Origin of the sequence: Lentilactobacillus rapi DSM 19907 = JCM 15042 (assembly GCF_001436255.1) — a bacterium.
GTDB lineage: Bacteria > Bacillota > Bacilli > Lactobacillales > Lactobacillaceae > Lentilactobacillus > Lentilactobacillus rapi.
The window spans coordinates 299,874-314,927 of sequence record NZ_AZEI01000076.1; the positions used below are offsets into that span (position 1 = coordinate 299,874).

At 41.2% G+C, this 15,054-nt stretch carries 21 protein-coding genes; 4 read left to right on the forward strand and 17 right to left on the reverse strand.

The features are described 5' to 3' along the window. Positions 1-39: 39 nt before the first annotated feature. From FD12_RS09580 to rpsB, 5 genes are all read right to left on the reverse strand, one after another. Complete coding sequence (locus FD12_RS09580; protein ID WP_054746588.1) at positions 40-486, reverse strand: hypothetical protein; 447 nt, start codon at positions 484-486, stop codon at positions 40-42. Positions 487-502: 16 nt separating this feature from the next. Then, positions 503-1,066 (reverse strand): ribosome recycling factor, encoded by a 564-nt coding sequence (gene frr / locus FD12_RS09585; protein WP_056982862.1) that lies wholly within the window; start codon positions 1,064-1,066, stop codon positions 503-505. Positions 1,067-1,068: 2 nt separating this feature from the next. Then, positions 1,069-1,791: a UMP kinase gene (pyrH, locus tag FD12_RS09590; protein ID WP_054746587.1), complete on the reverse strand. Its 723-nt coding sequence runs from the start codon at positions 1,789-1,791 to the stop codon at positions 1,069-1,071. A gap of 212 nt (positions 1,792-2,003) precedes the next feature. Then, the gene (tsf, locus tag FD12_RS09595) at positions 2,004-2,882 is read right to left on the reverse strand and encodes a translation elongation factor Ts (protein WP_056982864.1); all 879 of its coding nucleotides are present in this window, start codon (positions 2,880-2,882) and stop codon (positions 2,004-2,006) included. Between the two features lie 93 nt (positions 2,883-2,975). Beyond that, positions 2,976-3,773 (reverse strand): 30S ribosomal protein S2, encoded by a 798-nt coding sequence (gene rpsB, locus FD12_RS09600; protein WP_056982866.1) that lies wholly within the window; start codon positions 3,771-3,773, stop codon positions 2,976-2,978. A gap of 231 nt (positions 3,774-4,004) precedes the next feature. Between rpsB and FD12_RS09605 the strand changes: the two genes are divergently transcribed. Further along, entirely contained in the window at positions 4,005-4,733 is a 729-nt protein-coding gene (locus FD12_RS09605; protein WP_056982868.1) for an HAD family hydrolase, read from the forward strand. Between the two features lie 118 nt (positions 4,734-4,851). On the opposite strand, the gene FD12_RS09610 is transcribed toward FD12_RS09605, so the two are convergent. The 3 genes from FD12_RS09610 to FD12_RS09620 all read right to left on the reverse strand — a co-directional run bounded on the left by FD12_RS09610 (position 4,852) and on the right by FD12_RS09620 (position 6,939). After that, positions 4,852-5,850, reverse strand: a complete 999-nt coding sequence (locus tag FD12_RS09610; RefSeq protein WP_056982870.1) for a D-2-hydroxyacid dehydrogenase — start codon at positions 5,848-5,850, stop codon at positions 4,852-4,854. An 80-nt stretch (positions 5,851-5,930) separates the two neighbouring features. Then, positions 5,931-6,203 carry a GIY-YIG nuclease family protein gene (locus FD12_RS09615; RefSeq protein ID WP_054746585.1) on the reverse strand — a complete coding sequence of 91 codons (273 nt, stop codon included), beginning with the start codon at positions 6,201-6,203 and terminating at the stop codon, positions 5,931-5,933. Then, on the reverse strand, positions 6,187-6,939 hold the full coding sequence (locus FD12_RS09620; protein WP_056983131.1) for a tRNA1(Val) (adenine(37)-N6)-methyltransferase: 753 nt from the start codon (positions 6,937-6,939) through the stop codon (positions 6,187-6,189). The genes FD12_RS09615 and FD12_RS09620 overlap by 17 nt, the downstream gene beginning before the upstream one ends. 88 nt (positions 6,940-7,027) lie before the next feature. On the opposite strand from FD12_RS09620, the gene FD12_RS09625 reads away from it, so the two are divergent. Beyond that, entirely contained in the window at positions 7,028-7,684 is a 657-nt protein-coding gene (locus FD12_RS09625; RefSeq protein WP_056982872.1) for a lysophospholipid acyltransferase family protein, read from the forward strand. 64 nt (positions 7,685-7,748) lie between these two features. Here the strand turns inward: FD12_RS09625 and FD12_RS09630 are convergent, their stop codons facing one another. Both FD12_RS09630 and FD12_RS09635 read right to left on the reverse strand, forming a co-directional pair. After that, a complete protein-coding gene (locus FD12_RS09630) occupies positions 7,749-7,973 on the reverse strand; it encodes a YneF family protein (protein ID WP_054746584.1) in 225 nt (74 codons plus the stop codon). A gap of 97 nt (positions 7,974-8,070) precedes the next feature. Beyond that, a complete protein-coding gene (locus tag FD12_RS09635; protein ID WP_056982875.1) occupies positions 8,071-8,355 on the reverse strand; it encodes a DUF896 domain-containing protein in 285 nt (94 codons plus the stop codon). A 121-nt stretch (positions 8,356-8,476) separates the two neighbouring features. On the opposite strand from FD12_RS09635, the gene lexA reads away from it, so the two are divergent. Continuing rightward, the gene (gene lexA / locus FD12_RS09640; RefSeq protein ID WP_054746583.1) at positions 8,477-9,106 is read left to right on the forward strand and encodes a transcriptional repressor LexA; all 630 of its coding nucleotides are present in this window, start codon (positions 8,477-8,479) and stop codon (positions 9,104-9,106) included. Between the two features lie 31 nt (positions 9,107-9,137). Here the strand turns inward: lexA and FD12_RS09645 are convergent, their stop codons facing one another. Together FD12_RS09645 and FD12_RS09650 are read right to left on the reverse strand one after the other, a co-directional pair. Continuing rightward, positions 9,138-10,319, reverse strand: a complete 1,182-nt coding sequence (locus FD12_RS09645) for a hydroxymethylglutaryl-CoA synthase (protein WP_056982877.1) — start codon at positions 10,317-10,319, stop codon at positions 9,138-9,140. Positions 10,320-10,412: 93 nt separating this feature from the next. Beyond that, the gene (locus tag FD12_RS09650) at positions 10,413-10,664 is read right to left on the reverse strand and encodes a hypothetical protein (protein WP_054746582.1); all 252 of its coding nucleotides are present in this window, start codon (positions 10,662-10,664) and stop codon (positions 10,413-10,415) included. 113 nt (positions 10,665-10,777) lie between these two features. Here FD12_RS09650 and FD12_RS09655 point away from each other — a divergent pair, with 113 nt between their 5' ends. Further along, positions 10,778-10,966, forward strand: coding sequence for a PspC domain-containing protein (locus FD12_RS09655; protein ID WP_054746718.1), 189 nt, complete (start codon positions 10,778-10,780; stop codon positions 10,964-10,966). A 4-nt stretch (positions 10,967-10,970) separates the two neighbouring features. Here the strand turns inward: FD12_RS09655 and FD12_RS09660 are convergent, their stop codons facing one another. Genes FD12_RS09660 through FD12_RS09680 form a run of 5 tightly spaced genes read right to left on the reverse strand, consistent with a single transcriptional unit; the run spans position 10,971 to position 15,004 of the window. Continuing rightward, a complete protein-coding gene (locus FD12_RS09660; protein ID WP_225427239.1) occupies positions 10,971-11,609 on the reverse strand; it encodes a TIGR01906 family membrane protein in 639 nt (212 codons plus the stop codon). A gap of 1 nt (position 11,610) precedes the next feature. Then, entirely contained in the window at positions 11,611-12,384 is a 774-nt protein-coding gene (locus tag FD12_RS09665) for a TIGR01457 family HAD-type hydrolase (RefSeq protein ID WP_056982881.1), read from the reverse strand. 17 nt (positions 12,385-12,401) lie between these two features. Then, on the reverse strand, positions 12,402-12,974 hold the full coding sequence (locus FD12_RS09670) for a YutD family protein (protein WP_054746581.1): 573 nt from the start codon (positions 12,972-12,974) through the stop codon (positions 12,402-12,404). A 12-nt stretch (positions 12,975-12,986) separates the two neighbouring features. Further along, a complete protein-coding gene (locus FD12_RS09675; RefSeq protein WP_056982884.1) occupies positions 12,987-14,378 on the reverse strand; it encodes a bifunctional metallophosphatase/5'-nucleotidase in 1,392 nt (463 codons plus the stop codon). Between the two features lie 17 nt (positions 14,379-14,395). Next, positions 14,396-15,004 (reverse strand): metallophosphoesterase, encoded by a 609-nt coding sequence (locus FD12_RS09680; protein ID WP_054746580.1) that lies wholly within the window; start codon positions 15,002-15,004, stop codon positions 14,396-14,398. Positions 15,005-15,054: the final 50 nt, after the last annotated feature.

Here is a 15,054-nt window from a genome sequence, read left to right on the forward strand (position 1 = left end):
AAAGGATGAGAAGAACTCATCCCAAAATGCGCTCAATTGTTAGTTTGTTGCACCATCTGGACGTTCAACCATTCGCCATTCGCCACGTTTGGCATCAGCTAAGGTATTGAAATATTTAAGCAAGTTGTTAGCATCTTCAGGGCTCTTTTGACCTAACATGTTCAGCCCCTTACCAGTCGTCATTGGTTCTGACAAGTCGGTAATCTCATTTCCCTTTTCGATTGTTGCATTTGAGAATGCAATGACCCAGTCTTCTTCAACCAGTTGAGAAACGATGAAGAATAAGTTGAAATCGTCAGTAACGTATGCTGGCATTGCATATAGATCATCTTGAACTGGTTGTAGGTGACCGCCATTGTAGTCCAACACAGAAAGATTGTCGGGAGTTACTGGTTGGTTCAATTTAAAAAGCATTTTGCCAAATTCGTCAGTTCCAGGAACTACTGCAACTTCATCATCTTTATTGCCTGAATTGTTTTCTGCCATGTTAATATCCTTCTTTCTAACCGTTAATGACTTCGTCTTCTTTATCAGAAACGATTTTTTCAAGACTTTTAATATTAGAATCAGTTAATTTTTGAACTTGATCTTCGAAACGATGTAATTCATCGTCCGTGATGTCCTCATTCTTATTACTCTTCTTTAAGCTATCCATTGCCTCGCGACGGACATTTCGGATAGCAACCTTACTTTCCTCGCCAGTTGCTTTAACTTGCTTGGCAACTTCTTTTCGACGATCTTCAGTTAATGCTGGCACCGCCAACCGAATTGCTGTCCCATCATTAGCTGGATTAATGCCCAAATCTGCTTCATAGATTCCCTTTTCGATGTCCTCCAATGCAGATTTATCGTAAGGAGTAATTAGTATAACACGTGCTTCGGGAATTGTAATTGATGCAATCTGGTTCAGTGGTGTTGGTGCACCATAATAATTGACCATCACACCATTTAACAGGCTTGCGTTAGCACTTCCTGCCCGGATTTTACCAAGTTCACGTTCAAGAACTTCTTGGGCTTTCTTCATCTTTTGTTTTGCTTCGTTTAATACTGTTTGCGAATCTGCCATATCTATTTCTCCTTCACAGTCGTTCCGATGTTTTCACCAATGACCACTTTGCGAATATTCCCAGGGTTATTAAGGTTGAAAACAACTAACGGAATATGATTATCCATTGAAAGTGAACTAGCCGTGGAATCCATCACTTTCAATCCCTTTTCTAGTATATCCATATAGGTTAAAGTTTGAAATTTAACGGCGTCTTTATTCTTCCGTGGATCAGCAGAATAAATACCATCAACGCCATTTTTGGCCATCAAAATGGCATCGGCACCGATTTCTGCAGCTCTAAGGGCAGCAGTTGTATCAGTTGAAAAATAAGGATTACCGGTACCGGCAGCGAATATCACCACCCGACCCTTTTCGAGGTGACGGATTGCTTTTCGGCGAATGTATGGTTCAGCAATTTGGCGCATTTCAATTGACGTTTGAACCCGGGTAGGAACACCTAATGATTCAAGGTTGTCTTGAAGTGCGAGACCATTCATGGTCGTTCCTAACATTCCGATGTAATCGGCTTGGGCCCGTTCCATCCCCATCTCGGCACCGGCTTCTCCACGCCACATGTTACCACCACCGACAACGATTCCAATTTGAACGCCAAGATCAAATATATCTTTGATTTCCTGGGCGACATTTTTAATAACGGGTGGATTAATTCCAAAACCCCGCTCGCCAGCTAATGCCTCGCCGCTTAATTTTAAAATAATTCGGTTATACTTTACTTTAGACATCTAGGTGCCTCCCATAGTTAATCATTACAATCAATTTTAGCATACTAAAGAAGTCAGCAACAAGAAAACTGGCATTTTCAGGAATTCTTAGCATTTATTCTTATCAAAATCCAATAAAGGGACCCAACAGTTTGAAAATCCGATGAAAAATTAGCTTAATGCAGAAAAAAACCGGTTCAAAACAAGATGTTCTGGCCGGCTTAATGTCATTATTAGTTATTTAATTGATCACGAACTTCGTCTTCAAAGCTCTCTTGTTTCTTTTCGATGCCTTCGCCAACTTCGTAACGCACGAATTTGACAATTGAGCCATTCTTTGAAGCAACGTATTGGGAAACCGTTTGGTCTGGATCCTTAACGAATTCTTGATCCTCTAGGCAGATTTCCGCCAAAAACTTGTGAAGTCGGCCTTCAACCATTTTTTCAACAATCTTTTCAGGCTTACCTTCGTTCAATGCTTCTTGAGTTAAGACTTCTTTTTCATGAGCTAACCGATCGGCTGGCACTTCATCTTTGTTTAAGAACTCGGGATTAGTTGCAGCAACGTGCATTGCAACGTCCTTAGCAGTTTCTTCATCAGCACCCTTTAATTGAACAAGGGCCCCAATCAAGCCACCATTATGCAAGTATGAACCAAATACTTCATCATCATTCTTATCAAGAATCGCGAAACGACGTAAGGTCACTTTTTCGCCCGTTACCTGAGTTATTTCGATCAAATCATCTTTAACAGTCCCCTTGTCGGTCTTTAATGCGAGAGCTGCATCAACGTCAGCAGGCTTGTTGGCAACAATTGCATCACTGACCCGACTCACAAGCGCCTTGAAGGGATCACTAGTAGCAACAAAGTCAGTTTCAGAATTGATCTCAACAATTGCGGCCGTATTGTCTTTAACAGCAATCGTGGTTAACCCATTAGCAGCAACTCTGCCACTCTTTTTTTCGGCTTTGGCAACGCCTTTTTCACGGAGTACTTCGATCGCCTTGTCAAAATCGCCTTCAGTAGCAACTAAAGCTTTCTTTGCGTCCATCATACCAACGCCGGTTTTCTTTCGTAAATCCATAACTTGAGATGCGGAAATTTTTGCCATTATAATGGCCTCCCTTTTAATGTTAATAAAAACTGACCCTACACCAAGGCCAAATTGGTCCACAGCGATAGGGTCAGCCTAGTGCTTAATTAATTACTTTTTTGAATCGTCGCCTTCAACAGCATTGGCAATATCTTCAATTGAATCTTCTTTTTTGTCTTTCTTATCAGCATCTTTGCCTTCGAAAGTCTTTTCGTTAACGTCATCTTCACCTTGACGGCCTTCAATAATGGCATCTGCCATTGTTGAAGTGATCAGACGAACGGCACGGATTGCATCATCGTTTGATGGAATGACAACATCGATTTGATCTGGATCAGTGTTGGTATCAACCATTGCAACGATCGGAATGTTCAACTTCATTGCTTCGTGAACAGCAATTTGTTCTTTACGAGGATCAACAATAAAGATAACATCAGGAATCTTTGGCATATCTTCAATTCCGCCTAAGAATCGTTCCAACTTGTCCTGTTGCTTGATCAAAAGTGAAACTTCCTTCTTAGGAAGGATGTCGAATGTACCATCAGTCGCCATCTTCTTAAGGTCCTTCAAACGCTTAACCCGTGATTGGATGGTTTCCCAGTTGGTCAACGTACCACCAAGCCAACGATTGTTAACGTAGTATTGACCGGCACGTTTTGCTTCTTCTGCGATAGAATCTTGAGCTTGCTTCTTAGTTCCAACGAAGAGAACAACGGCGCCTTTTGCGGCTTCTTCCTTCATGAAATTATAAGCAACGTCAATTAACTTAACAGTCTTTTGTAAGTCAATGATGTAAATACCATTACGTTCAGTAAAGATATATTGCTTCATTTTGGGATTCCAACGACGAGTTTGGTGACCGAAGTGGACACCTGCTTCCAACAATTGTTTCATAGAAATAACAGACATAATATAGCCTCCATATAGTTTTTCCTCCCCAACGATCTGCTGCTTCAAGAACCAGAAAAGGCACTGCTCAAAGCATCACGTCAGGTGTGTATTTAAAACACCTTTAAAAGTATATAAGATATTGCCCGCCAGCGCAAGCATTAACTGCAGTTTGTCACCAATTTGTGATGTAAATTGTTAAATTTAAGTAAAACGTGTTAGAATTGAAACTCGTGACAAGGAGGAAATTACATGATTAAAGCCATCGTTTTCGACGTTGACGATACACTATACGACCAACAACAGCCTTTCGAGAAGGCGTTCCGACAAGTTTTTGATCTGACTGTTTCAGCTGATGAAATGGATCAAATCTTTTCTAACTACATTCGCCAAGAACAGCTAGTGGTTGCCAAATCAAATTCCGATTCAGACATGAAACTATCAAAAGAAGAAATTAACTTTCACTGCTTACACCATACTTTTAAAAAATTTGGTCTCCCAGGTCTCGCTCAGTCGGCCGCAACTGATTTTCTGTCGGCATTTGAAGAATTCAGTAACGGTATCCAACTCTTCGACGGCCTAACGACTGTGTTTAATACCCTCGTTACAAAGTTTAAATTAGGGATTATTACCAATGGCTCAAATGAAATTCAACTTGCTAAAATAATGAAGCTCAAACTGCATCACTGGTTTACCAGAGAACAAATTATCACTTCCGAGGATGCCAAGGCTAAAAAACCTGATCCAATGATTTTTACCCTTATGAACCGCAAATTCAACCTGCGGGGAAACGAAATGATTTATGTCGGTAGTTCTTACTTTGACGATATCGTTCCTGCAAAGAAAGCCGGCTGGCAAACAGTTTGGTACAATAATCACAACAGTACGATCAGCGATCCGAACATCATTCCGGATCAAACAGTCAGAAATCCCGCGGAGCTGCGAGATTTACTATTAGACTTGGCTGCCCAAGTTGATTAACGCCAACGCTCATGATAACCAAAGTGGACGCTTAACTTTACAATCCTGTAACTGAGGATTTAAAGTTAAGCGTCCACTTTTTATGATATACAGCACCGAGGCAGGTGAATGGCACTAATTACAGTTCAACTAACTTATCTGATTGACCCGTTTCGATCAATGACTTGTTAGCATCCATTGCATAATAAACCATGTTGCGAACTGCTCGTTTAGTATAAAAAGCAATATGTGGGCTGACAAGCACATTTTCCCGCTTCATCAAGTTCTTTAAACGTTCATCCGGAATCTTGTCAAAACTGCCAAAATTATTATTGAAAACACCCACTTCATCTTCGTAAGTATCCAACGCGGCACCAGCAACCTTACCGGAATCAAGCGCTTTAATTAGCGCATCCGTATCAACCAAAATGCCACGCGCAGGATTAAGAATGTAAACCCCATCTTTCATTTTGGCAAATGCCTCATCATTGAGCATATGTTCATTTTCCTTGGTGGCAGGGGCATGAAGGGAAATAACGTCAGCTTTTGCATACAACTCATCAGGGGTTTCGACGTAAATTCCCTCTTTTTCCAATTGTGGATTATGGTAAATATCATAAGCAATCACTTTAGCGCCAAAACCTTTATAAATTTGAATGGCTGCCCGGCCAATTCGGCCAGTTGCGTAGACACCCACCGTCATTTGGTTTAACTCTTCAGCGATATCTGGTGCCCAGCGAAGATCACCATTAGCCATTTTATTGTCAAAAGTTGGTGTCCTTCGCAGTAATCGCATCAATTGGGTCACAGTAAATTCTGCGATGGCTTGTGGGGAATAGGCAGGCACGTTAGTCACTTGAATACCATTTCGTTTTGCAGCGGTGGCATCAACGTTGTCAACACCCACGTTTCTCAACGACAAATACTTAATCCCAAAGCTGCCCAACTTGTCCAAGACAGACGCCGTGTAAGGCTTCTGCTGATATGTAACCACGCCATCTGCACCCTTTGCCTGATCAACCGTGTTTTCATCAAGCAATTCAGCAGTGGACACCACCTCAACTGTTGGATTTTCTTCTGACCACTTGTCTAAAAAAGGCTTTTCATCGGCACGAATGCCATACGCAATAATTTTCATGGATACGACCTCCTCATAAAGTGATTTCATTATACCACCCAGCCGAACAATTATCACCGCCAGAGCCGACACAAAGGGCTTTAACGTGCCTGAACACCATGGGATGTCAAGTAATCAATCTTTTGCTTTCTCGTTAACTGTTTAAATTGATACTCTGCGCTAAGAGCGTCGTGCTCATTTTCAAAAGCTTTTGTAAACAAGATCTTTTCAGGAAAATGAGAACGAGTGTACTTTGCGCCTTTACCAGCTTGATGCTGTTTGAATCGGCGTTGGACATCAGTAGTAAACCCCGTATACAAGCTTCCATCGCTGCATAATAATACATACATATAAAAACTATTTGGTTGTTCCATAAAGCATCTTCTTTACTTGAGGTGTGTAGGCATCCCCATCATAAGTAATCACATCAGGCTTAATCTTTAAGCCATTTGGTTTGCCATCCTTAATTGCCTCAACCAGAACCATGTTGGCATCACTCCCATTTCTGGGCCTAACAAGTTGAACCACTTTAGGCTCTAATCGATTTGAACGAAGGCTGAAAAACAGATCAGTCAACCGATCGGGTCGGTATACCATAAAAAGCTTAGCATTCATTTTAAGTAAGCCAGCCGCAACCGCCACAATCTGATCCAAAGTTGTGGTCAGTTCATGGCGAGCAATCGCCAGATACTTGTTTGGATTCTTTTCACTGGTATCATAATTAACAAAATAAGGTGGATTGCAAACCACAACATCCACTGAATCCTTTTTAACGTAGTTCGTGGCATTCCTCAAATCATCGTTGATAACAGTAATCTTCCCTTCAAGATCATTGAGTAAAACACTCCGTTTAGCCATATCTGCCAATCGCTGCTGGATTTCAATCATTGTGATGTGAGCAGTTGTTGCTTCACTCAGAAAAAGGCCAACTGCCCCATTGCCAGCACAAAGATCCACTACCTCTTTGATCCTTTTGCTGCTCACTTTTGCAAAGTCCGCCAGCAACACCGCGTCAAGGGAAAAGGAAAAGACTTCTGGGCTTTGAATAATCGAAATGTCCTTACTGTACAAGCGATCAATCCGCTCGTCAGCTCGTAATTTAACCTGCATCATTATTATTCCTTCACATTTTAGTTTGCCAAACACTTCTAGTTTACGTTAATATTATTCTATCAGATTATGAAAGAAGGAAATGGAATTGTTTTATTCATTTGCCAGAATAATTGTTCGTTTCCTGGTATTTTTGATTAATGGAAATGCTCATTATTTACACACGGAGCGATTGCCAAAGGGAAACTTTATCTTGGTGGGACCCCATCGGACTTGGTTTGATCCAATCTATTTTGCCTTGGCTGCCAGCCCTAAAAAGTTTACTTTTATGGCGAAAAAAGAACTATTTAAAAATCCAGTTTTGAAGTTTATTTTAGTTCATGCAAATGCATTTGCAGTCGATCGGGATAATCCTGGACCGTCAGCTATCAAAACCCCCGTTAAAAGACTACGCAAGACTGATCTATCGCTGATTTTATTTCCATCAGGAACCCGTCATTCAGAGCAACTTAAGGGCGGAGCCGCATTAATTGCGAAATTGGCCAATGTCCCCCTCGTTCCGGTTATTTATCAAGGACCGTTGACTTTTAAACGGTTGTTCACCCGGAAACCTGTAAAAATTGCGTTTGGGGAGCCAATTTATTTGGATCGAAAAGCCAAGCTTGATGATGAGGCCCAAAAGCAAGTTGAGCAACAGATGCAAAGCGCCTTTGATGCCCTTGACTATGCGGTTGATCCGGCTTTCAAGTATGTTGACGTCTCAAAAAAAGTGAAGGAAATTGACAGTAAGAAATCAAGCGAATAGTGCCTATCAAAAAAGTCCTGACATCTAATGCTTGTCAGGGCTTAGTTTTTACACAGACAAACCACTACTTCTTGCTGGTTTGGTTCTGCATTGAGTGCATCATTTGATTCAATTTCTTCTGTGAAGGTTTTTGACCCATTTGCAGCATCATTTGTCGCAATTGATCTTCGTTAAATGGTGGATTTTCTTTGAGGTACTTTTCCATATATCTTCGAGCACCGTAAAAACCACCAACTAAACCTAAGATCAAGGCCAACACAACGATCAATATCCAAATCCAAGTTGCCAAGACAAGGCCTCCTTTATAATCTCATTTAATAATTCTACACAATAATCAACAACAATTAAAGACCTAATCCACAAAATGGCCATTTAGTTGATCGTAACTAGTCATCCCGAAGATTCTTATCCTTCTGGATCTTTCGAACTTTCTTTGAGGTGACCTCTTTGCCATCTTTATCGTAAATCTTCATCATTTCAATCTGCTTCTTAAAATTATCTCTAAAACGGGCAACATATTTTTTTCGAAGCTCGGCCTGCTCAACTTTTTCCAATTCAGTTAAGCCTTCCTTTTTAGCCTTATGAGCCAGTTCATTGATTCGTGGAATAATTTCTTTTAAAACACTGTCACCGATTTTAGATTGTAATTTTTTCTTTTCGTCTTCGTTCATGTACATCCCTCCAAGTTTAGATTATACCGTTTTTTATTAAAATATGCGAACGTGTGTTTGAAAAGTTCATAGGGTTATGATACGATTAAATCAATAATTAAAGAACCTACGAGGTGTCAATATGACTAAGAATCCCGAAAGTAAACAATACCAAATTTTACACTATATCTGGGAAAAAGTTAACGAAAAAGGTTATCCGCCCACGGTTCGGGAAATTGGGGAAGCAGTCCACCTATCGTCAACATCTACTGTCCACGGTCACATCTCCCGACTTGAGCGCAAAGGCTACATCGTTAAAGACCCTTCAAAGCCCAGGGCGCTGGAAGTAACAACTGCCGGTCTCGATACTTTGGGAATTGCCCCAGAGCAAAAGCAAATTCCAGTTTTAGGAACCGTCACTGCTGGTGAACCCATTTTAGCCGTTCAGGAAGCAACGGATTATTTCCCACTACCGCCTGCGCTCGCCCACAGTGATCAACCCCTCTTTATGTTGCAAATTCGTGGTGAATCCATGATTAACGCCGGGATCCTTAATGGCGATTACGTGGTTGTCCGCAAACAATCGTCCGCCGACAACGGTGATATCGTCATTGCTATGACGGATGAGAATGAAGCGACTTGTAAACGATTCTTTAAAGAGAGCGATCACTACCGTCTGCAACCGGAAAATGACACGATGGCACCAATTATTTTAACGAAGGTCACAATTTTAGGTAAAGTTGTGAGTCTTTATCGCAGTGATATTTCATAAAACTAATAACCACTTATTGGTCGGGACAAAGCTAAGCGTTTTGTTCCGACTTTTTTGTATCCACATATTCCAATTGGTCGCTGTGCCTACCACGGAGCACGAATCGACTTTGGTCAGAATCAATATCAAATGTCACTTCGCCAGCAGACAGCGGCAGCCCAGATTGATACATTTTTTCGTACTCCGGAATTGACAGCTTGACCCGATTTTCCAATAATCGATCCACCTGTCGCTTAAGTTTGGCCCGATCAAATGACTCGGCAATTGTGCCGCTGTAAAACTCGCCCTGAGCACCCGAACCATAACTGAATAACCCGATCCGATCCTGAGGATGCAAACTATCTGAATTGGCGAGTAGGGAAATCAAGCTGAGATAAAGAGAACCGGTGTACAAATTGCCAACTTCTGCATTATATTGAGTTGAAAAATCAAATTCATGTAATAATTGGTTCGCATTGTCCGCGTCGGCAACAACTGACTTCAATGCCTTTAACCCCATCTTTGTAAACGGTAAATGAAACACCATGGCGGCAAAATCAGCTAACGTTCGCTTCGTCTGGTAACAATATTGGTTCCAAGTCTTATTAAAGAAATCAATGTAAATATCAGTCGAGTAATGACCATCCACCACGGCTTCTTGACGGTACAACGGCCGCCAAAAATCCATAATGTTGTCGGAATGAAAAGCACTTTGCCCATCTAAAGCTAAAATGTGTGGGTCTTGGGTAATCAGCATGGCAACAGCCCCACCGCCTTGAGTGACCTCTCCCGCGGTCTCTAAGCCATACCTGGCAATGTCTGAGGCAACAACCAACACCTTACTGTTTGGATGCAGGAAGACGTGATCAATGGCCATCTGGACCCCGGCAGTTGCGCCATAACAGGCCTGTTTAATTTCAAACGCCCTGGCTCGTTTTGAGATGCCTAGTAAATCCTGCAGATAAATCGCGGCAGCTTTAGAATTATCGACACCCGTTTCGGTCCCAAAGATCACCATATCAATTTGTGCTCTGTCGGCAGCCGTCAAAATTTCGGCAGCTGCATTAGCAGCCATCGTCACTGTGTCTTGGGTTTGTGGGATCACTGATTGCCTTCTTTGACCAATGCCAATCAAATATTTATTAGGATCCACGTTGCGAGCATTCGCCAGGTCTGTCATGTCAATATAATATGGAGAGGTGAAGAAGCCAATTTTATCAATTCCAACCGTCATAATCGTTCTCCTTTTAAGAAAGAATGAGACCCAGACATCACGGATTAGCGTTCATATCTTAGCCTCATTATGTATAACATCTTAATTTTAAAATCATTCACTCACAAAATGAATCTTATAAGTGTCATGACCGTTCATTGACTCAATTTCCAGTCCCTCATGGAGATCACCTGCATAGACAAAGCCTTCGTGCTGATGACCAGTTGAGACAAACGTCCATTGAACAACTTGATTACCACTGAGTGCGGAGCCAAAGACCCGGACGCCAGTAAATGTTCCGGTGGTATTATCAGAAAGAATAACTTCTTGATTTCCTAAATTTCCATTTACGTTTATAGTTAACATACAATTCTCCTAGCATTTCGTTTGTACAACATCATAATATATCATAATTGAAATTCAAAAGCGAATCAGGTATGGTGATCTTAGAAGCACAATCAACCAAAGGAGTGATTTTTATGAAGATCAATATTCGTAGATCAAAAACGGACAGAATCATTGGCGGCGTTATTGGCGGCTTAAGTGAACACTACCATTGGAACGCCACTCTGGCACGGGTGCTATTTATCCTTTTTAGCTTAATCCCATTGGTTCCCGGAATCATTATCTACTTAGTTCTTTGGATCTTAATGGCCGACCCCGATTAGTTAATCATTTCGCAATTTTCTTAAGTGATCGGTGACCAAGCCAGTAAATAATCGCCAAAGCCCCGAAGAAAATCACAAAAAACAAGATGAAGCATTCTAAAAAGAACGTATCTGGAAGCATGTTAATAACCGGATCCGTTCGCGGATCAAACAGCCAATCGTTATTTCGAAATAAGAGTTCATGAAAATAAATAAAGATTTGGTCAAAATTAATCAACATCATCACAATAATCATTAGCGAGAATGTGATTACAACCTTAATTGGGGTAATCAGCAGCCACGTTAATGATTTTTTGTTTAACCAAGTTAATACATAACCGCTAATCGGGACTAGCACCAAGCCGACTAAATTATTAAATAGAATAAGGTGTCGGACATCGCTAAAATGCTGGATCCCCTTTTGAGAGCTAAAAAAGTAATAAAAGTGAAGTGACTTAATCCACGGAAACTGCAGATATTGAATAATTTGCAGGTAGTCCCGCCTCAGCTGATGAGGTTCAAGTCCCGTGGCTGTTGTTAAGTGGAGTAACGGGATGTTAATTGAAAAAAGCCAAATACTATTCACAGTTAAGAAAATAGCGAGCGATAAACACGCTAAAATAATGAGAACCGATATGCCAATTTGTTTGACCGTAAATTTCACATTAAAGCCGCCATTCATCTAAACTATTAATTTGGTATGTTGGTTGCGCTTCCTGTTTAGCAACCTGATCAGGCGTTGATAAGCCCGTATAGACAAGCATAGTGTCCACTCCGGCATTGATTCCGGCCATGATATCGGTATTGTAATTGTCACCCACCATGACAACATCGTCCTTTTCCAAGCCAATCTTTTTAGTAGCACTATCGATAATTCTGGCCTTGGGCTTACCAATCATAATTGGCGCTTGTTGAGTGGCATAACGGACAAAATCAACGACTGCCCCGGCGCCGGGCATCATGCCCCGTTCCTTTGGAATATTCGTATCTGGATTTGTCCCAATGAATGTAGACCCACTGCGAATTGCCAAAACTGCCTGGGCAAGTTTTTCATAGGTTAGATCTGAATCCAAGCCAATCACGACATAATCAGGATGATCGGCATCTAATTGATAACCATTTGCCAAAATAACCTGCTTTAAGCCCATTTCCCCAACGATATAAACCGTTGGCCGATCCTTCTGTTTGTTTTCATTCATAAAATCAACAGTTGCCATCCCAGAGGTATAAACATTTTCAGGTTTAACAAAAATATCGTGATTTTCAGCCAAATTTTTAACCACATCCCGTGGCAATTGGGTAGAATTATTGGTCACAAATAAAAATGGGATTTGTTTCTGTTGCAATCTTTCGACAAATCGCTTGGCTGCGGGTATTCGTTTCTTACCCGCATAAACGGTCCCATCGAGGTCGATAAAATAGCCCTTATACTGTTTCATTGACGCCATCCCTTCAGTTAATTTTTACTTTCACGAATAATGAAGTGGTGTTTGTTTGACTTTTCTTCAGCCTTGACAACCATATCCTTGTGTTTTCGACTAGGCTTTTTCTTGGTCGTCACCTTCTGTTCAACGAAGGCATGATTTCGACGGGGACGATGGCTGTTGTGATTGCGATTCTTGTTTGAACGATGTCGATTTCGCGTATTGTGTGATTTTCGAACAATCGGTCGGGCTTCTAAATTATGAATTACAAAATAAGGCGCCCCAAAATTAACGAATTCAAGAATATAGTCGTTCAATGCTGACACAAATGGACCAGTTTGAACCGCGCGGTCATCATTATAAAAGCCCCGGAGCCGCAGTTTCCCGTATCCCCAATCACCAACAATATAATCAAACTGACTGAAAGCGGGATGATATCGACGGACAAACTCGTCAAAATCAAATCCATGGGCGTGGTCTTCAACCAATTCATATTTATGATCATTGATTAAAAATTCAGTTTCGGTTGTTCGCGTAATTCGTGCCAGTGGTCGGCGCTTTTCAGCTTGTTGCTCGACGAGTTCGTCTAATTGCTTTCGATCCAAAGTATCCCTCCTCTAGCCATTTAGTGGATAGTGTTTGGCAAGATAGTCACCAAAAACATCACGTAAGTTCTGATCATACAAAATCTCATTTTTCCCGATTATATCAATTGTTGGAAAAAATGGAATAAACAAATAATGGTCGGGCATGGCCACCTGATAAGTCTTAATCGGTGACACTAACTCTTCTCTAAAGAATAGTTGACCAGCGTCTTTATCGTACCGTAGTCCATTATAATGCAATTCCCCAAAGTATTTACCCCGGAAACCCATGCCTTTTTGTGGGAACTTGATCAAAAAGTTATGATTACGTTCCATTTCTTTGATCAATCGCCACAAATTGTAGCCATCTAAAGTAACTCGCATGACGTGCATTGCGTGAGGCAACATCTGATGAAGCTGATTTCGGTCAACAATGCCGGTTGGCAGATTTCTTAAAAATAATCCTGAATTGAGAATGCCAGCCTGAGTTTCAGCCTTTTCCATAATTGAATGCAATCCTTCATCAACTAACCTTGAATGGCCAACTAAATTAGTTGTCATTGGCGTCTTAATTCGGGCAAGCTTGTTTCTTGCTAACAGTGCTTCACCATGTTGTTGGTACTCAGTGATTTCACTGTCATCTTTAGGATCTACAGGTAAAGTCTCCGTTTTGGTAACGACTGCATGATCTTCAAGAATTTTGTGATGTTTATCGACCTTGATCGTAATCTCACCGATATAGTGGCCCCACTTTTCCGCGGCAGCCAACAAGGATGTATTAATCCGCTCACCCTTAACCAGCAAATGATGAGTGTGAGATCCAATGATGACATCAAGCTCAGGAAACTTCCGGGCCAACCGTCGATCTACGTCGTGACCTAAGTGCGATAACAGAACCGCGATGTCATACTTACCTTTATTTTGCGTTAAAATTCTTGGTATCACCGCATCTGGTGAAATCGGGTCCCATCCCAAGATTGGGTAAGTTAACACGTACGGTGCAGTCAGACCAAGGATCAAAACTCGGGTCTTTTCAGGGGTTGTTACAATCTTAAATGGTTTTGCCCAGTGAGGAATCTGCTTGGTTTTATCATCTAAAATATTCGCCAATACCACATCAAAATTTGCATCGGTGTATAACTCATTTAGTTGCTCGTGACTATTGGTTAAGCCTTCATTATTGCCGATTGTGACCGCATCATAGTGGATCTGATTAAGTAGCTCAACATTCGCTTTGCCATTGGTCACTTCCGTCAATGGGTGCGCCCGATCAACCGCATCCCCCAGATCCACTGTGATCACTGAAGAATTCTTTTGCTGATTCAAAAGCTCCCGGCGACTGGTAATAAAGCGCCGGATGCGCGGCCAATTTTCAAAATGTGAATGGATGTCATTTGTGTGTAAAATCGTAATTTTTTCAGTCATCCAATAACCACCTATAATTACTGTCTTTTTGCAAAATCAATTGCCTTTTGTTCGACCATCTTTTCAATTTCTGCCTGAGAAAATGGTGTGCCAAAAGGCGGTTTCTGAGTTAAATAATCTGTTTCGGGCGTATCCACCCCAACGTTAATGTTTTCTTTTACCGGCACTGCATAATGGTGAATATGTCCATGCAAATTGATAATTTGCTTCACAATCCCCAACATCATCGGGTAATGGGTCATGTAATATTGACGGTGATTCATTTTAATCAAAACGCCAACATCATGAAATTCAAACTTGTTATGATTACCAACCGGATGATTGTGTTGCTGCAGATATTTAAATAAGGCTCGAGAATCATGATTGCCTTTAATGAGCACGAGTCGGCCATTGAGCTGATCAAGCACCTCAAAAATCTTTTCCAAGGCTACTTTCTCAGGGCGCGTATGCAAGATAGCAATGTCGCCCAAGTGGTAAACAATATCGTCAGGACCCACACGCTTATTCCAATTATTGATGATCGTTTCATTCATGTCTTCAACAGTCAAAAAGGGTCGCGGAGCAAATTCGCTCAGTCCCAATAATCGTTCATGAAAGAAATGAGTGTCAGCTGTAAAATATTGCATGAAAAGACTTCTTTCAATTAGATTAAGTATACAGTCAATGATACCACCCG

Bases quoted from the DNA above. Each gene is read 5' to 3' on its own strand.
- FD12_RS09580 (WP_054746588.1), bottom strand. From the start codon at position 486: ATGGCAGAAAACAATTCAGGCAATAAAGATGATGAAGTTGCAGTAGTT.
- frr (WP_056982862.1), bottom strand. From the start codon at position 1,066: ATGGCAGATTCGCAAACAGTATTAAACGAAGCAAAACAAAAGATGAAG.
- pyrH (WP_054746587.1), bottom strand. From the start codon at position 1,791: ATGTCTAAAGTAAAGTATAACCGAATTATTTTAAAATTAAGCGGCGAG.
- tsf (WP_056982864.1), bottom strand. From the start codon at position 2,882: ATGGCAAAAATTTCCGCATCTCAAGTTATGGATTTACGAAAGAAAACC.
- rpsB (WP_056982866.1), bottom strand. From the start codon at position 3,773: ATGTCTGTTATTTCTATGAAACAATTGTTGGAAGCAGGTGTCCACTTC.
- FD12_RS09605 (WP_056982868.1), top strand. From the start codon at position 4,005: ATGATTAAAGCCATCGTTTTCGACGTTGACGATACACTATACGACCAA.
- FD12_RS09610 (WP_056982870.1), bottom strand. From the start codon at position 5,850: ATGAAAATTATTGCGTATGGCATTCGTGCCGATGAAAAGCCTTTTTTA.
- FD12_RS09615 (WP_054746585.1), bottom strand. From the start codon at position 6,203: ATGGAACAACCAAATAGTTTTTATATGTATGTATTATTATGCAGCGAT.
- FD12_RS09620 (WP_056983131.1), bottom strand. From the start codon at position 6,939: ATGCAGGTTAAATTACGAGCTGACGAGCGGATTGATCGCTTGTACAGT.
- FD12_RS09635 (WP_056982875.1), bottom strand. From the start codon at position 8,355: ATGAACGAAGACGAAAAGAAAAAATTACAATCTAAAATCGGTGACAGT.
- lexA (WP_054746583.1), top strand. From the start codon at position 8,477: ATGACTAAGAATCCCGAAAGTAAACAATACCAAATTTTACACTATATC.
- FD12_RS09645 (WP_056982877.1), bottom strand. From the start codon at position 10,319: ATGACGGTTGGAATTGATAAAATTGGCTTCTTCACCTCTCCATATTAT.
- FD12_RS09650 (WP_054746582.1), bottom strand. From the start codon at position 10,664: ATGTTAACTATAAACGTAAATGGAAATTTAGGAAATCAAGAAGTTATT.
- FD12_RS09655 (WP_054746718.1), top strand. From the start codon at position 10,778: ATGAAGATCAATATTCGTAGATCAAAAACGGACAGAATCATTGGCGGC.
- FD12_RS09665 (WP_056982881.1), bottom strand. From the start codon at position 12,384: ATGAAACAGTATAAGGGCTATTTTATCGACCTCGATGGGACCGTTTAT.
- FD12_RS09675 (WP_056982884.1), bottom strand. From the start codon at position 14,378: ATGACTGAAAAAATTACGATTTTACACACAAATGACATCCATTCACAT.
- FD12_RS09680 (WP_054746580.1), bottom strand. From the start codon at position 15,004: ATGCAATATTTTACAGCTGACACTCATTTCTTTCATGAACGATTATTG.